This is a genomic window from Paenibacillus sp. FSL W8-0919 (genome assembly GCF_038003785.1).
In the GTDB taxonomy this organism is placed as follows: Bacteria; Bacillota; Bacilli; order Paenibacillales; family Paenibacillaceae; genus Paenibacillus_AQ; species Paenibacillus_AQ lactis.
Window position 1 is genome coordinate 530,135 of sequence record NZ_JBBOPV010000001.1, and the last position, 14,604, is coordinate 544,738.

Below are 14,604 nucleotides of genomic sequence, written 5' to 3' on the forward strand. Positions count from 1 at the left end.
TGAATGGATCAATACCACGTACGCCATCGCTGCGTGATCTTACCGGAGGTGCACATCATGAATACGGAGATAAACCCATTGGATGGGCTTAATGAAGAGAAGCTGCAGGAAATTCGGGATAACGCCTCGAAGCTGTCCGAGATGCAGCAGGAAGTGCCCGTTGAGGAAGTGTTCACGGATGCTTTCGTGCAGCGGCATACCGGATTTCCCTCCATTGGAGAGCTTCTGAAGTCCGCCGGATATCAAGGAACAACCGACGAGGATTTCGACCGCTTCATTCAGCATTCCTCGATTAGCCGGTTCATGGCGGAGCACACACCATTTGATAACTGGCAGGCATTCCAAGACCAGGCCGTGACCGCCTACATCACCCGATTGCTGGGATTATAAGATTGTTGTGTAAGAAGGCCTAATCCGCTGCATAAGCCCTATACGCGAAGAAGCCCCGCCGATGCTCACTCGGCGGGGCTTCCAATCTATTGTAAGGGGTGTCTTTATCATAGTTCTCGAATCTTAAAGGAAGCTTAAAGCTGGATTAGTGAAAGATAAAAAAACACTTGCCCGCTCCGCTTTCAGCCATAATCTCACCTGCAATTTTTATGAACCTATCCGACGCAATTTGGTATAATATACCTACTACTGCTGTAAAGGAGAAGGGACCATTGCCTATTTTCAAGAAACTTACATTGTCTATTTTTGCGCTAAGCCTCATCTTTTTATCAGCGAACTTGTCTTACGCTGAACCACACAATCCAATGAAAATACTGAATCAGAAATACCCTAATGAAAGAGTAAAGATAATAAAATCTGCCGACCTTAATAACGACAACAAAAAAGAGTACTTCATACTTACCGAAGCGGGTAACTTTTATCTTCTTAATTCAAAAGGAATCCTTGTATTGATAAATACAGGAATTTTGAGCGATGATGACGCTGATGACCCATCGATTCAGATCTTCTCCGCTACGAAGAAAGAAATGCATGTTGCGGTCTCGTTTAACTATTTCCCTTCCAATACAAGAATGTACGTATACCGATTACAAAACGGAACCTTGATAGAGAAACTAAACATTATGGGGGATTTGCAAGTGTTCATAGACTCTAAAAGCAGAGTTGTCGAGTACTGGAAGAAGTACTTCCCGGAAGGCGGATGGGAAGCCGCTAAAGCGGTTTACACCTGGGACCCAAATAAGCTTAAATATAAGGGTTCTGGACAACTGCCATAATAGCAAAGAGACCTGTCGCATAGAGGCGACAGGTCTCTTTTAGAATCTCCCGATTCCTTAATCACTCACCTGATGCTGAGAACAAAAAGTATAAGTTAGGACCGATAGCTGATTCCCTGCTGCAGCAACCACAAAGACACGGCCCCCCAAATCCAGAAAATCCGCATTCTCTACGTCTTGTTTATTAAATATCGTTGAATCTTTCTTTGGAAATCCTAATGAATTCGGATACCGCTGCTGTTTTAAAGGTATCTTTACGTCGTATAAACAATGTAGGTGTTCTGAGGAACTCATCCGAGATGTTGTGAGCTTGTAAGTTATATTTCATCATGGCTCTTTCGATTACCGACCGAGGCAAAAGCGAAACGCCGAGCCCGGCATGAATACATCCCAGAATCCCCTCCAGAGTTCCGAATTCCATGATTTTTGCGGAATTGCCCTTACCATGCAGCCAATCCTCGAGTATTCGACGGTAATGACATCCAACACGAAATACCAATATGGTCAGATGGCGTAGTTGTTCCGGCCGATGGATCGGGTCAGTTTGCCCGCCTGATAGAAGAACTAGCTCCTCAACCCCAACCTCTACGGTTTCAAGCTCTGGATGCTCACCTGGTGAGGACACAAAAGCACCGTCCAGCTCGTATTTCAGTACCGATTGGACGAGCTCCTCCGTCGTTCCCGTTCTGAGTACTAAATCGACATTGGGATACGACTTATGGTATTCAGCGAGAATCAATGGAAGCCGAATCGCCGTTGTGGTTTCAAGCGATCCGATTCGAAGAGGCCCCCGAGGGATTGAACGATCGGATACAACGCGCTGTGCTTCTTGAGTAAGGATGATAATTTTTTCGGCATAAGATTTTAACGCTTCTCCGGATGATGTGAGCCGAACTCCCTGACGACCGCGATGAAACAGTTCTGTGTTTAGTTCGCTTTCAAGCTGCTGAATCCTTATGCTTATGCTTGACTGAACGTATTCTAACTTCTCGGCTGCTCGGGTAAAGCTCCCCTCATTGGCTACAGCCAAAAAAATCTGCATGTCCCGGATGTCCACTGCATACCTCCGTATTAGGCATTAAAATTTTTAATGTTAAACATCATTTAGATTCATTTTACTTGATATATGAAGGCAGGTAAAATAGGCAGTGATTCTTACCTACGTTTCATCATCCAGCTTCGTAATGGTTGCCGTGGTGATGGCGCTCGATCTCAAGCTCAGCCTTTATCTGCAGTCATAAGCTAAACATGTCCTCGCCCATATGGAGGCACGAAATATACATTTAACAGGAGGCATTAAAAATGTTTGAAACAGCGATCACAAGCAAGCTCAACATTCGCTATCCGATCTTTCAGGCACCGATGGCAGGCGGGCCAACGACTCCTGAGTTAGTCGCAGCCGTTTCAAACGCAGGTGGACTAGGCAACCTAGGGGCCGGATATTTAACCCCTGAACAACTCCGTCATGCCATCCGTAAGATCCGAGCGTTAACCGACCGGCCTTTCGGAGTGAATTTGTTTGTCCTGGAGCAACCGGAGGAATCCGAAGAAACCATTGCCAAAATGGCTGAATACCTGAACTCCAGCCGTAAGGAGCTTGGAATCCCGCAAAATCCACCACTTCCCCAATATTCGGAATCGTTTGAAGAGCAGGTGCAAGTACTGCTGGAGGAGCGCGTTCCCGTTTTTAGTTTCACGTTTGGTATACCATCACCGGGTGTTATTCAAAGTATGAAGCAGCGTGGAACATTTGTAATGGGTACTGCTACCACAGTAGATGAAGCTATACAATTGGAGCTATCGGGGGTTGACGCTATTGTAGCGCAGGGCAGCGAAGCAGGGGGACACCGAGGAACATTTCTGAAGAACGGCTCCGATGCTTTAATAGGACTCATGGCTCTGGTTCCCCAAATTTGTGATCATGTTTCGATTCCCGTGATCGCATCAGGGGGGATCATGGATGGACGGGGTCTCGTAGCCAGCCTTGCTTTAGGAGCAGCAGCGGTTCAAATGGGCACTGCTTTCCTGGCCTGTACAGAGAGTGGCGCACATCCTACGTACAAACAAAAGATACTTTCGGCAAACGAGGACGCTACAGTAATTACATGTGCTTACTCAGGCAAAGCAGCGCGTGGTATTCGTACAGAATTCATACGCGGTATGCATATGTATCCCGGTAAGATTCCCCCTTATCCCATTCAGCACGTCATGACACGGGATATCAGGCAGGCTGCGGCAATGGCGAATAAGCCGGAGTATATGTCACTGTGGGCTGGACAAGGCTTGAGACTGGCTAAAGACCGATCTGCCGCTGCAATTGTCAAACAAACAATGGATCAGGCGAATATGCTTGTAAACAAGAGCTTCCATTCTAAGAATGATGATCAAAGTATTCGCGACTCACAACCATTACACGAATAATTTCGCACAGAACGGACGCAGCGATCGAACGATACGCGGCTTCCGTTTTTTTATTGAACGGGGAGCTGGAAGATGAATGCATCTGGGTACGTCTTTACCTAATTTTTCATGATTTGATTCAAAGCGCTTGACTATGACGTTAGGTCATAGTGCATAATCTCGCTATGAAAACAAAACTAGGAGTGAAAGATATGAACATACAAACACTGCGTTCAGACAAAATTTATCAAAAAGTTGCCCAAGCTCCGCCCGAGGAAAAGCTAGAATTATTCAGAAACGAAATGATGGCTCCCTTTATGAAGCAGTGGCAAATTCAACAGCTCCCTTTTAAAGCTGAAGAGGCCAACGGTTTTGACGTGATTACGTTTAATAGTATGATGCATCGAGCCCCTCATCAGATTAGCCCGCAGATTTCGGCAGAGATCGAGCTGATTTCGTCCGAAGCCTTTTGGTTAGAGTGTGAGCATGCCGTGAAGAAAAGCTTGAATCTATTTGTTGAGCACGATATAAATCTTCCCGTTTCCGATTATTTGTTTACCATTCAACTCGGGAATCCGGAAAACCGTGCCTTAACCATAAACGAAGGATATAGCGGTTTTGGTGGCATTCCCGGGTTTATCTGGGGTACGCTCTTGCCAAATGAATACACGATGCCTCGAATGAAGGCTGCGCTGGCGCACGAATGCAACCATAATGTGCGATACCAATTTATCCAGTGGGATCACACCGTGAATTTGGGCGAGCTCATTGTAAGTGAAGGATTGGCTGAAAATTATGCTACGTTTATGTTTGGGAAAGGATTGCTCGGTCCTTGGGTAACGAAAACAAACGCAGAAACGCTTAACCGGCGCATAAAACCTGTGCTTAGAGAGCAGCTGCAGTTAACGGGGTTTGATCAAATTGCTCCGTATCTTTACGGTGACGAGATCGCGAAGCTTCAAAATTCTCAACCAGTCAATATGCCTTATAGTGCCGGATACGCCTGCGGATATTATTTGATCCAATATTATTTAAGAAAAACAGGAAGAACGATTTTTGAGGCCACCATCACGCCTGCTGCTCAAATACTGGACGAAGTAAAAGGATTCTGGGATGAAGAAACCATTATTAGCGGTTAAGGATATTGTTCAGATTACAGGCATTACAAGTCGGACCTTGCATTATTACGATAGAATTGATTTATTCAAACCGACACATCTGACGGAAAAAGGGTATCGACTATATGAACAAAGCAGTTTGGAAAAACTTCAAACGATTTTGTTCCTAAAGGAATTGGATTTTTCCTTGAAAGAAATTGCGGACATTTTAAAGCTGCCCAGACAAGAGCAAAATCAAATATTAAAGGAGCAGCGTCAAGCCTTATTATTGAGAAAACAAAGAATAGAAACGATCATGGCGGCTCTCGAAGAATACGTTTCGGGAAATGATATTAGTGATTTGCAGCTCTTCAATGGCACTTCCGTCCTGCCATTGAAAGAGCAGTATGCAAATGAGGCGAGATTCTTTTATGGCGAAACCGAGGCGTATAAAGAGTTTAATGAATCGTTGGAAGAATTGTCACCGGATGATAAAGAGGAAAGCTTTCAAGCCATGAAGGACATATTCAAACGAATTGCGTCTTGTATCGATCAGGATCCTTCCTCCGATGAAGTTCAGCGATTAATCGAGGAATGGAAAAATAATCTGATGCAATTCATGACCTGTGATGCAGAGTTACTGGCTTGCATTGCCCATACTTACAAATTCGATGCACGATTCAAAAACTATTTTAATCAATATGGCAATGAAGAGTTAGCCGATTTTCTCTACAGTGCAATCATGCATAATATCAACCGTGAAACATCTCAATGAATGGTACATGCTCTGGATTGGGCGATCTTGTTATTTCAATGAAAAAGAAAGCAAACACTTTCCCTAAAGGAAAATCTGTGTTTGCTTTCTTTCGTTAATCAAGCTTTTTCTTTTTCTGATCATTAGAACCAACCTCATACAAAATGCATCTATACCGAATCACTGGTCAGCCGTATTCATTGCCTGTATTTCCACTATATCGATGAGCATGCGGGATTCTGCCATCAACGGTGGTATAACCTTCAAAATAATGATAGTGCCCACCACCTGCCAAGGGAATGGCAGGACCCGTTGTTCCTCTAATCATGTGCTTGTGCTGGTCATTAAACGATGTTTGAGCATGATAGTTATGGACGTGTGGAACACCACTCGGAGCTGGTTCAGTTACACCCACGTAATGATGGTAATGTCCAACATCAAAGGATGTATCTCCTTCAAAGGGATGAACATGAACGTTAACTGGCCTTCCATCCCAAGATGTAAGAAAAAGTTGATGTGAATGTCCGGAACCGGAGTCATCGGAATGAACAACAAATCCCGTTACTTGTATTTCCATCACTTAAGGCCTCCCTTACATTAAAACAGGATTTCTTTTTTGTTTACCTTCATGCCGCTCAATGACCGGTCGAACATGTCGAGTATGAATAAGAATCGTTCGGCTTCACGAAACACGTGATCTGCTAATAGAGGGTGAATGATGCTTTTGATTCGACACTGCTCAATCAAATCGCGCGCAGTCTTCTTAAAATCTCGCAAGGATTTGACTGAAACGCGGTTTTCATCAACAAATTGACTAAGCAGTGGATGTGTTTGCGATTGTGGACGCATGGAACTTAAGTCGATGGCTTGAAACATCAACGTATCGAATTCTTGGCTAAACTCTCTAGCCTGTTCCACTAATTTTCGCTCGGATGGATCAAGCAGATGACCTATAAATTTTGCATGGTCAGCCATTATTTTCAGGAAAAAGACATTTTCATCAATAATCGCATCAGGCAATGGTTCAAGTCTCCCGCTATTGAGCTCCTCCAACCGATTTCTAAAGTAATTTGCTTCCCGGCTAACATGATCGACAAGCAAGGGAAAATTGTTTCCCCCAGGAAGCTGGCACCTAAGTATAAGCCCAAGGACCTTTCTCTTAAATGCCCAAATGTGTGAAGCTGCATTGCGGACTTCTGAATTAAACTGTCTAATGGTTTCGGGATCCGTATCTGCTTGATATGAATGTGCTCTTCTTTCAATATCCTCAAATATTGCATAGAATTGGTTAGCCTCATTAATTAACTGCGTATCTTCACACCTAAATCCAAGTCGAAGAAATAAAGAATGTTCTTTCATAATGCGTGACCAAAAACGTATTTCGTCTAATGATCTGATTACAAAAGGATCCGACAAACCATCTCCCACCTTTCAGCACACTACAAGACAACCATAGATATTGTCATGTTATCAGAGCGTATGAGGATGGCATGTTTCAATATGCTACTGGAGAACAAAAAATCAATTAAAGAGCTAATTCACAAAAATTCCTCATCAGATATCCTGCTGGGACAGGAAAATTTCGCCGGGGTTTCCCGTCGCGTTTTAGTTCCCTTTGGGAGCGGCGCGTTTATTAACGTTACCTTTCAAATCGGAAGCCCGCTTATCTTGGTACTTCCACTGCCTGACCGGTGCCTCCCCAAATAGAAAGAGCGTCCATTTCAACGCTCAAATCACATGGAAGCTAGCCACAAAAAATAAAGACGTTCTTCTAATTGCCGAAGAACACCTTTAGCACTTTAATTTATTCGGATGATTAAAAAATGTGTTTTATATAACAGCTTTAGTTTTCTTGCGGCTTACCCGTTTATTATTCCTCACCGACACCCCCAGTTTGATGTCTACCGGGCATATTCTACGGTATTTTAGGCATGAGTTTCGCTCTCTTTTACTGCTCCATTTTATTGTGTTTCTGCAACCTGCTTTGCTGCGAATGTAGAGCTGAAACCGATGCTTATAGACGGTTCGTTTTTTTCTGACAACCAAACAAAACGTGACTCGAACGGGACTGAAGCCATGCCGGACGGAATGATTCTTGCCCTTAAGCGCCAGCGGAACCCATCTACTTTCTTCAGCACCGATTGAAAAAACAGAACTGCCTGTAAGAATTTTAGTCTCCTTCATCCTGTATTCACCTGAACGGTCCCTTTCACACGATAGGTTCCCGGGGGCAAATCGCCAAATAGGTAGAGCCCCCCTTGATTCGTACGCGTAATCTGGATGATCTGTTCCACTCCTGCGTTTAACCTATAGAGCGCCACTAGGGCATTGGGTATCGCTGCTCCAGTTGCTTGGTCTGTCACGATACCACTTACAGTCCCTGTATTTGCATCCGGATCGACTGTCAGGTTGATGTCAAGGGGGGCATATTCAGGACCTTGGATCGTTACAGTGGCACTTTGGCTTGATAAAAATCCGGCTAGGGTAGCCTGAACGAAATAGGTACCGTCCGGAAGCTCAGCAAACAAATACTGTCCGGATGCGTTGGATGTCAAGGTTCCGATCGGAGTAACCGTGCCCCCATTGATTTGAAAAAGACTAACCAAAGCATTATTCACAGGTTCATTATTCGAAACGTTCCTTACGATGCCAAACAATGCTCCTCTCGTTGCTGCGGGGTTTGGCTGTAAAGTAATCGAAACTTGTGTTGGTCGACCTTGGGTAACTGTTAGCGGAATACGGACAGGTGTCAGGTAGCCAGGTTCAGCAGCAGTGATTAAATAAGAGCCTACTGGAATATCTGGTATGATATATTGCCCCTGAGGGTTGCTGTTAACATGCTCAAATGGCACCCCTTGAGAAGTATATAACTGTACTGTGGCAAAGGGGATCGGATTTCCATTCGGCAGCAGCACTGTCCCCTGCACGACACCAACGGAGGTGTTGGGTGAGGCTTGAAGTGCTAAATTGACACTCTCTTCTTCATGTCCATCTACGGTAACTGGAGCACTTGGTTGAAGTTTATACAAGTCGGAAATCGGCAAAACAACACCTCCTTTCACCAATCGTTCAACTCAATATATGCTTGGGCGTTTATAAGCGACTGGTCTATTGACGATACTCTTACTTTTTAAGCAGTTACTAACCTGAACAACGTCGAAAAAGCTTTCTGTCGATGATTTTGCCTCTTGCTTATGTATTTGGCATTCCGAATAAGCTGACTATCGTGTAGGAGAGCTTTCATGGGGACGGTAAATCGCCGCCCCCAAACCAAAGGGATGATCCATGAGTTTGACATGACATCACAACAGAGATAATGAATTCTAAACAAATTTACAATGTTTTTCTTGCCGTTGTGTGATTAAATCCAAAAAGTTCCTAAGATAATAACCAAGAGAATAAATAAAACCAGGACAATACCTACTGTATTCCCATAGCCGTTGTAACAAGGTTTTTCGTAACCCACTGATATTTACCTCCTCGCATTTTGGAATAGTACAGTTTATGAGCATAGACGCCCTTAGACTGGACATTTCGGTAATAATGTTCAGAATGTGCGAATGTATCATGGAGATAGATTTCTGATCAACCATTTAATTCATTTCACGAACTATCACGCCCCTGCAGGAAATAAAAAAACGCGGAATTGAACCCCCGACCTACGCATTACAAGTGCGACACCGTAGGTTTCGGAAAGGTTCTACAGGGTTCCGGAGGTCTATTAGTTATGGGCTTTTATGCGCCTAAATCCGTTTAAGGTTCTCGAAGTATTTCTTGGCCGTTAGAAGATTTGTTAGAAGTTCTGTTAGAAGACTGAAGCCCGTGAGCTAATACTTCGGGGATTTTTAATGGGTATTCGGATTTTATGGTTGAAGTCAATGATATAACATCAGCAATGTAAATCGGGATAAATGGTTGAATCGTCTAAGCTAACGTTGGTATCCGGTCGGGCTGTGCACATTAGCAATCCATGAGAAACCGGGCATGCCGTTGGATGATAAAATTTTAGACATAGAGGAGGCTGCATATAGAACGTGTAATCCTGATGATGAATGTGCAAGAAAAACAGGGAGGAGAGTCAATCACATGGCAAAAATCGTTTTCGCGTTGAATCAGTCTCTGGACGGGTTCGTCGACCACATGGCACTTCAGCGCGACCCCATGCTATTCCTTCATTTCATCGAAGACGTGCGCGGTCTGACGGGTATGCTGTACGGGCGCCGTATGTACGAGACTATGCGATATTGGGACGGAGACCCTTTTGAATGGGATGCGCAGGAACGGGAATACGCAGCTGCGTGGCAAAGCAAACCGAAGTGGGTGGTGTCGAGGACGTTAAAGTCCGTCGGACCGAACGCTTCTCTGATCGAGGGCGACCTCTCAGCGGCCATACGGGGGCTGAAGAAGGCTCAGCATGAAGGGGATATTGAAGTTGCCGGGCCGGAGTTGGCGCACAGTCTAACGGAGCTCGGTCTCGTTGATGAGTATCGACTCTATCTCCATCCCGTCGTGCTGGGTCACGGCAAGCCGTTCTTCGCCGGTCCGCGGCCGCCGCTGCGCCTCGTGGCAAGCGATCGCATTGGCGAGCAGGTGATCAGGTTGACCTACGTTCCCGCTTAGTTTTCTGTGTGTTAGTCTAGAATTTATTTTTCAAAAGGATATTGAATCCCTAATTGATGGCGAAAAACCCACTTTACTTGACTAAAGGGTAGAAAAATGGTAGAAGATCGGCCAAAAACACAAAAAAGACTCGGTCTCCGAAAACTCGGAAAACCGCGCCGTTATTGACTTTCTAAGGATGCTGGTGAAGGGAATTGAACCCCCGACCTACGCATTACGAGTGCGTTGCTCTACCCCTGAGCTACACCAGCAAATTTATTGAAGTTGTCATTCGTTTTTGAAACAACAAAATATATTATATTCCTTCGGCGGGAAAATGCAAGCCCCTCATTAATGGAAAAAACACCCTACAGGAGGGATTGCATTACCCGCCTAATTTCTCCTGCACCGATTGGATCTTCTGCTTGCTTGAGGATGCCCGGTCGCGCCGGTCGTCGATTTTGACGGAGGTGGATACCCGCTTAGCCCCTGACAAGAACGGCGCCTCGTGCAACGCCTCGATCGCACGCCAAATCATAGGGAGCTCCCCTTCAATAATCGTGCTCATCGAAGTCAATTCGTACGTAATTCCCTCCTGTTGCTTCAATATACGCTGCATTTCCGCCACATATGAGCTTAAGCTGGTCGTTGCCGTTCCGATCGGAATGACCGTTACTTCTGCAATTGCCATCACAATAACCTCCCTCGAAGCATTCCATTCATCCACACCGTGGTTGAATCCGATATAGATATCATATCAAATTCCGGGGCGTCTTTTCAAAATTTCGCAAAGTCGTCAACACACAATATCTTGTATGTCCAAGATCAAATTTTTATATGGGTCATACGATCCGTTGTCAAAACGCAACCGATGCGGAATCCGCGCAAAAACCGTCGCATTTGGTCACAATCCATGGAATCTTGAGCGGTTTTGACGGTTGGCCAACTAGCATATTACCTGTCCGTTTGCTATAATTCTCCTTGCGTTTATTTTTAAGAAATTGGTTTACAGATACAAGATATTGGGTTAAATTAGATTAACGACAACCAAATATAGTGTATACAGGTGCCGCGCTAGCCTATCAGGCAGCCCGGCTTAATAGGGAAGCATGGTGAAAATCCATCACGGACCCGCCACTGTAAAGGCCTCGGGGCTGTTATGCATACGCAGCTGCCGGCAGTTTGGCAATACGTCACTGAAGTTCCCCGAAAGCGAACTTTGGGAAGACGCCGAATATGTACGGCCTAAGTCAGGAGACCTGCCTGTATACTTCAGACACCGACCTACGGGGTTATAGGGATGTGTTCGTGAAACTTGCGTCTGTACATAACATCATGCCCGCATATGGGCTTATGTCAGCTTTATTCAAACCATCCACAGCGCACGGACATTTTCAAGCCTGCCCTTAGGTTTTAGAAAATGTTTTTTTCATGTTCTTTTTTCAATTTCCCCCAAAGAAAGCGAGGATTTTTGTATGCCCCAGCTCGTAGTTAAACCAAACAACCGTCAGCTTGCCTTCGATGAAATCCGCCTCTCCGTCTATGCCGACCGGATCCTGAAGGGATTGGACATGCTAGACAAGGAGCGCCTGCTTCGAGGCGTGAATTCCAAACTCCGCGGTGAGCAAGTTACCGGCGAGGAAATCAGCAATGCCTTCACGATGTCCGCGCTTGAGCTCGTATCCAAGGAAGAGCCTGACTGGAAATTTGCGGCGGCTCGTTCATTCCTGACATCTTTATATAAAAAGGCGGCCCACAACCGCCGCTACAAAGCCTATCCGGAAGAGCCATACGGCGCTTTCTATCCGCTCATTACGGAGCTCGTCCAGAAGGGCATCTATCGTGAAGACCTTCTGACCTGCTATACGAAGGAGCAAATCGAGGAGCTTGGCGAGTGCATTGATCCAAGCCGCGACCTGCTGTTCGATTACATCGGTCTCTTGACGCTGGCCGAGCGTTACCTTGCAACGGATTTCGACGGGCGCGTGATGGAGCTCCCGCAGGAGCGCTACATGGTCATTGCCATGTTCCTCATGCACCAGGAGCCTGAAGACAAACGCCTCGAGCTTGTTAAGGAAGCGTACTGGGCAATGAGCAATCTGTACATGACGGCCGCAACGCCAACGATGTCCAACGCCGGCAAGAAGGTCGCAGGCCAGCTCTCCAGCTGCTTCATCGACACCGTTGACGATTCCCTGGAAGGCATCTTCGATTCCAACACCGACGTAGCCCGTCTTAGCAAAATGGGCGGCGGCATCGGCGTCTACCTCGGCAAGGTCCGCGCACGCGGCTCCGATATCCGCGGCCACAAGAACACCAGCTCCGGCGTCATCCCTTGGATCCGCCAGCTGAACAACACGGCGGTGAGCGTTGACCAGCTCGGCACACGCAAAGGCGCCATTGCGGTCTATCTGGACGTGTTCCACAAGGACATTTTGTCCTTCCTTGATCTGAAGCTGAACAACGGCGATGAGCGCATGAGAGCGCATGACGTGTTCCACGGCGTATGTCTGCCTGACCTGTTCATGGAGGCTGTTGAAGCCCGTGAAGAATGGAGCCTGTTCTGCCCGCATGAAGTGAAGAAGATCATGGGCTGGAAAGATGAGAACGGCCGCCCGCTCGGTCTTGAGGACTTCTACGATCAAACGCCGGGTCAAGGCGCGTTCCGCGAGAAATATGCGGAGGCCTTGGCGAATCCGAACCTGCCGCGCATTACCGTACAAGCGATCGATATTATGAAGCGGATCATGAAATCCCAGCTGGAGACCGGAACTCCGTACATGTTCTACCGCGATACGGTAAACCGTGCGAACCCGAACTCCGCACACGGCATGATCTACTCTTCGAACCTGTGCACGGAAATCATGCAGAACCAGTCGCCAACCGTGGTTGAGCAAGAAGAGCTCGTCACCAAAGACGGCCAAACCCGGATCGTGATTTCGAAAATCCCTGGCGATTTCGTTGTCTGCAACCTGAACTCCATTCACTTGGCGCGTGCAGTGCCTGCCGGCGTGTTGGAGCGGCTCGTACCGATCCAGGTTCGCATGCTGGACAACGTAATCGACATCAACAATATCGAAGTGCTGCAAGCTCAATATACGAACAGCCAGTACCGCGCTGTCGGACTCGGCACCTTCGGCCTGCATCATCTGCTGGCTCTCGAAGGCATCCGCTGGGAATCCGACGAAGCGGTTGAATACAATGATAATCTGTACGAACACATCAATTACCTGCTCGTGAAGTCCAGCATGGAGCTGGCCAAGGAAAAAGGCCACTATCCGAAATTCAAAGGCTCTGCCTGGGAAAGCGGCGAATACTTTACGTTCCGCGGTTACACCGACGGCGAGCATGAAGGTAAATTCGTAACGACCGAGCAGTGGCGCGAGCTGCAGAAGGAAGTTCAAGAGAATGGCGTCCGCAACGCGTGGATGTTCGCGATCGCACCGAACGGCTCCACGTCGATCATTGCCGGTTCTACGGCAAGCATCGACCCGCTGTATGAGCTGCTGTCTTATGAAGAAAAGACGACATATAAAGTAGCCAACCCGGCTCCGGATCTGTCTGAAAAAACAATCTGGTATTACAAAACAGCCTTCCTGATCGACCAGCATTGGTCCATTAAAATGGCTGCTGCCCGTCAACGTCATGTGGACCAGGCGCAAAGCTTCAACCTGTATGTTCGTCCTGACATCCGGGCATCGGAATTCCTGGACCTGCACCTGCATGCCTGGAAAGCCGGCATCAAGACAACGTACTATGTGCGCAGCCGTGCGCTGACGATTGAGGAATGCGAAAGCTGTGCTAGCTAACGAACCCACCCAAACCCTCCCTTCCAAGGGAGGGCCCCAAGGGCTCTGCCCTCTGGACACCCGCAAGCTTGTGAAATGAGACGGATGCGGCGCTTCTTCCAGGTACTTTGGTGCTAGGAGCGCTTTCTCCCTGCGGGAACGCTGGAATGTTGGCGCAGGGACGAATGAGTTAAAGCGTGCGTTTTTGGCGATGCTTCCAGCGGGGATCGCTCTCCCTTTGGGATTCGCTGCTCATGCGGCGCAAACACAATGAGCGGGCTGCTTGCGTGTTTGGTGCGACTTCCTGCAAGGATCGCTCTCCCTTCGGGATTTGCTGCTCATGCGGCGCAAACACAATGAGCGGGCTGCTTGCGTGTTTGGTGCAACTTCCTGCAAGGATCGCTCTCCCTTCGGGATTTGCTGCTCATGCGGCGCAAACACAATGAGCGGGCTGCTTGCGTGTTTGGTGCAACTTCCTGCAAGGATCGCTCTCCCTTCGGGATTTGCTGCTCATGCGGCGCGAACACAATGAGCGGACTGCTTGCGTGTTTGGTGCAACTTCCTGCAAGGATCGCTCTCCCTTCGGGATTCGCTGCCCATGCGGCGCGAACATAATGAGCGGGCTGCATGCGTGTTTGGTGCAACTTCCTGCAAGGATCGCTCTCCCTTTGGGATTCGCTGCTCATACGGCGCGAACATAATGAGCGGGCTGCTTGTGTGTTTGGTGCAACTTCCTGCAA

At 47.1% G+C, this 14,604-nt stretch carries 12 protein-coding genes, 1 tRNA gene and 1 riboswitch; of the genes, 7 read left to right on the forward strand and 6 right to left on the reverse strand.

What is annotated here, in order from left to right:
- Positions 1-57: 57 nt before the first annotated feature.
- Together NST44_RS02205 and NST44_RS02210 are read left to right on the forward strand one after the other, a co-directional pair.
- Positions 58-390: a hypothetical protein gene (locus tag NST44_RS02205; RefSeq protein ID WP_144872333.1), complete on the forward strand. Its 333-nt coding sequence runs from the start codon at positions 58-60 to the stop codon at positions 388-390.
- A 272-nt stretch (positions 391-662) separates the two neighbouring features.
- Positions 663-1,226 (forward strand): hypothetical protein, encoded by a 564-nt coding sequence (locus NST44_RS02210; RefSeq protein WP_213613122.1) that lies wholly within the window; start codon positions 663-665, stop codon positions 1,224-1,226.
- Positions 1,227-1,410: 184 nt separating this feature from the next.
- On the opposite strand, the gene NST44_RS02215 is transcribed toward NST44_RS02210, so the two are convergent.
- Complete coding sequence (locus tag NST44_RS02215; RefSeq protein WP_213613124.1) at positions 1,411-2,283, reverse strand: LysR family transcriptional regulator; 873 nt, start codon at positions 2,281-2,283, stop codon at positions 1,411-1,413.
- A gap of 245 nt (positions 2,284-2,528) precedes the next feature.
- Between NST44_RS02215 and NST44_RS02220 the strand changes: the two genes are divergently transcribed.
- The 3 genes from NST44_RS02220 to NST44_RS02230 all read left to right on the forward strand — a co-directional run bounded on the left by NST44_RS02220 (position 2,529) and on the right by NST44_RS02230 (position 5,498).
- Positions 2,529-3,647 carry an NAD(P)H-dependent flavin oxidoreductase gene (locus NST44_RS02220; RefSeq protein ID WP_213613126.1) on the forward strand — a complete coding sequence of 373 codons (1,119 nt, stop codon included), beginning with the start codon at positions 2,529-2,531 and terminating at the stop codon, positions 3,645-3,647.
- Between the two features lie 191 nt (positions 3,648-3,838).
- Positions 3,839-4,765 (forward strand): DUF2268 domain-containing protein, encoded by a 927-nt coding sequence (locus NST44_RS02225; protein ID WP_007130459.1) that lies wholly within the window; start codon positions 3,839-3,841, stop codon positions 4,763-4,765.
- Entirely contained in the window at positions 4,740-5,498 is a 759-nt protein-coding gene (locus tag NST44_RS02230) for a MerR family transcriptional regulator (protein WP_340897604.1), read from the forward strand. The genes NST44_RS02225 and NST44_RS02230 overlap by 26 nt, the downstream gene beginning before the upstream one ends.
- Positions 5,499-5,664: 166 nt before the next feature.
- Here NST44_RS02230 and NST44_RS02235 read toward each other — a convergent pair whose 3' ends face one another.
- The 3 genes from NST44_RS02235 to NST44_RS02245 form a co-directional block, all read right to left on the reverse strand.
- Positions 5,665-6,054: a YmaF family protein gene (locus NST44_RS02235; protein WP_007130461.1), complete on the reverse strand. Its 390-nt coding sequence runs from the start codon at positions 6,052-6,054 to the stop codon at positions 5,665-5,667.
- 20 nt (positions 6,055-6,074) lie between these two features.
- On the reverse strand, positions 6,075-6,893 hold the full coding sequence (locus NST44_RS02240) for a DUF2935 domain-containing protein (protein WP_028407332.1): 819 nt from the start codon (positions 6,891-6,893) through the stop codon (positions 6,075-6,077).
- Positions 6,894-7,657: 764 nt separating this feature from the next.
- Complete coding sequence (locus tag NST44_RS02245; RefSeq protein WP_007130464.1) at positions 7,658-8,521, reverse strand: carboxypeptidase-like regulatory domain-containing protein; 864 nt, start codon at positions 8,519-8,521, stop codon at positions 7,658-7,660.
- 1,042 nt (positions 8,522-9,563) lie between these two features.
- On the opposite strand from NST44_RS02245, the gene NST44_RS02255 reads away from it, so the two are divergent.
- Complete coding sequence (locus tag NST44_RS02255) at positions 9,564-10,097, forward strand: dihydrofolate reductase family protein (protein WP_340897612.1); 534 nt, start codon at positions 9,564-9,566, stop codon at positions 10,095-10,097.
- A gap of 179 nt (positions 10,098-10,276) precedes the next feature.
- Here the strand turns inward: NST44_RS02255 and NST44_RS02260 are convergent.
- Positions 10,277-10,348: transfer RNA gene (locus tag NST44_RS02260), tRNA-Thr, on the reverse strand.
- Between the two features lie 113 nt (positions 10,349-10,461).
- Positions 10,462-10,767, reverse strand: coding sequence for an MTH1187 family thiamine-binding protein (locus NST44_RS02265; RefSeq protein ID WP_007130466.1), 306 nt, complete (start codon positions 10,765-10,767; stop codon positions 10,462-10,464).
- A gap of 356 nt (positions 10,768-11,123) precedes the next feature.
- Positions 11,124-11,357: riboswitch (cobalamin riboswitch) on the forward strand.
- 194 nt (positions 11,358-11,551) lie between these two features.
- Between NST44_RS02265 and NST44_RS02270 the strand changes: the two genes are divergently transcribed.
- Positions 11,552-13,885, forward strand: a complete 2,334-nt coding sequence (locus tag NST44_RS02270) for a ribonucleoside-diphosphate reductase subunit alpha (RefSeq protein ID WP_007130467.1) — start codon at positions 11,552-11,554, stop codon at positions 13,883-13,885.
- Positions 13,886-14,604: the final 719 nt, after the last annotated feature.

Coding starts and splice junctions, on each gene's coding strand:
- NST44_RS02255 (WP_340897612.1), top strand. CDS start 9,564: ATGGCAAAAATCGTTTTCGCGTTGAATCAGTCTCTGGACGGGTTCGTC.
- NST44_RS02235 (WP_007130461.1), bottom strand. CDS start 6,054: ATGGAAATACAAGTAACGGGATTTGTTGTTCATTCCGATGACTCCGGT.
- NST44_RS02205 (WP_144872333.1), top strand. CDS start 58: ATGAATACGGAGATAAACCCATTGGATGGGCTTAATGAAGAGAAGCTG.
- NST44_RS02225 (WP_007130459.1), top strand. CDS start 3,839: ATGAACATACAAACACTGCGTTCAGACAAAATTTATCAAAAAGTTGCC.
- NST44_RS02270 (WP_007130467.1), top strand. CDS start 11,552: ATGCCCCAGCTCGTAGTTAAACCAAACAACCGTCAGCTTGCCTTCGAT.
- NST44_RS02265 (WP_007130466.1), bottom strand. CDS start 10,767: ATGGCAATTGCAGAAGTAACGGTCATTCCGATCGGAACGGCAACGACC.
- NST44_RS02220 (WP_213613126.1), top strand. CDS start 2,529: ATGTTTGAAACAGCGATCACAAGCAAGCTCAACATTCGCTATCCGATC.
- NST44_RS02230 (WP_340897604.1), top strand. CDS start 4,740: ATGAAGAAACCATTATTAGCGGTTAAGGATATTGTTCAGATTACAGGC.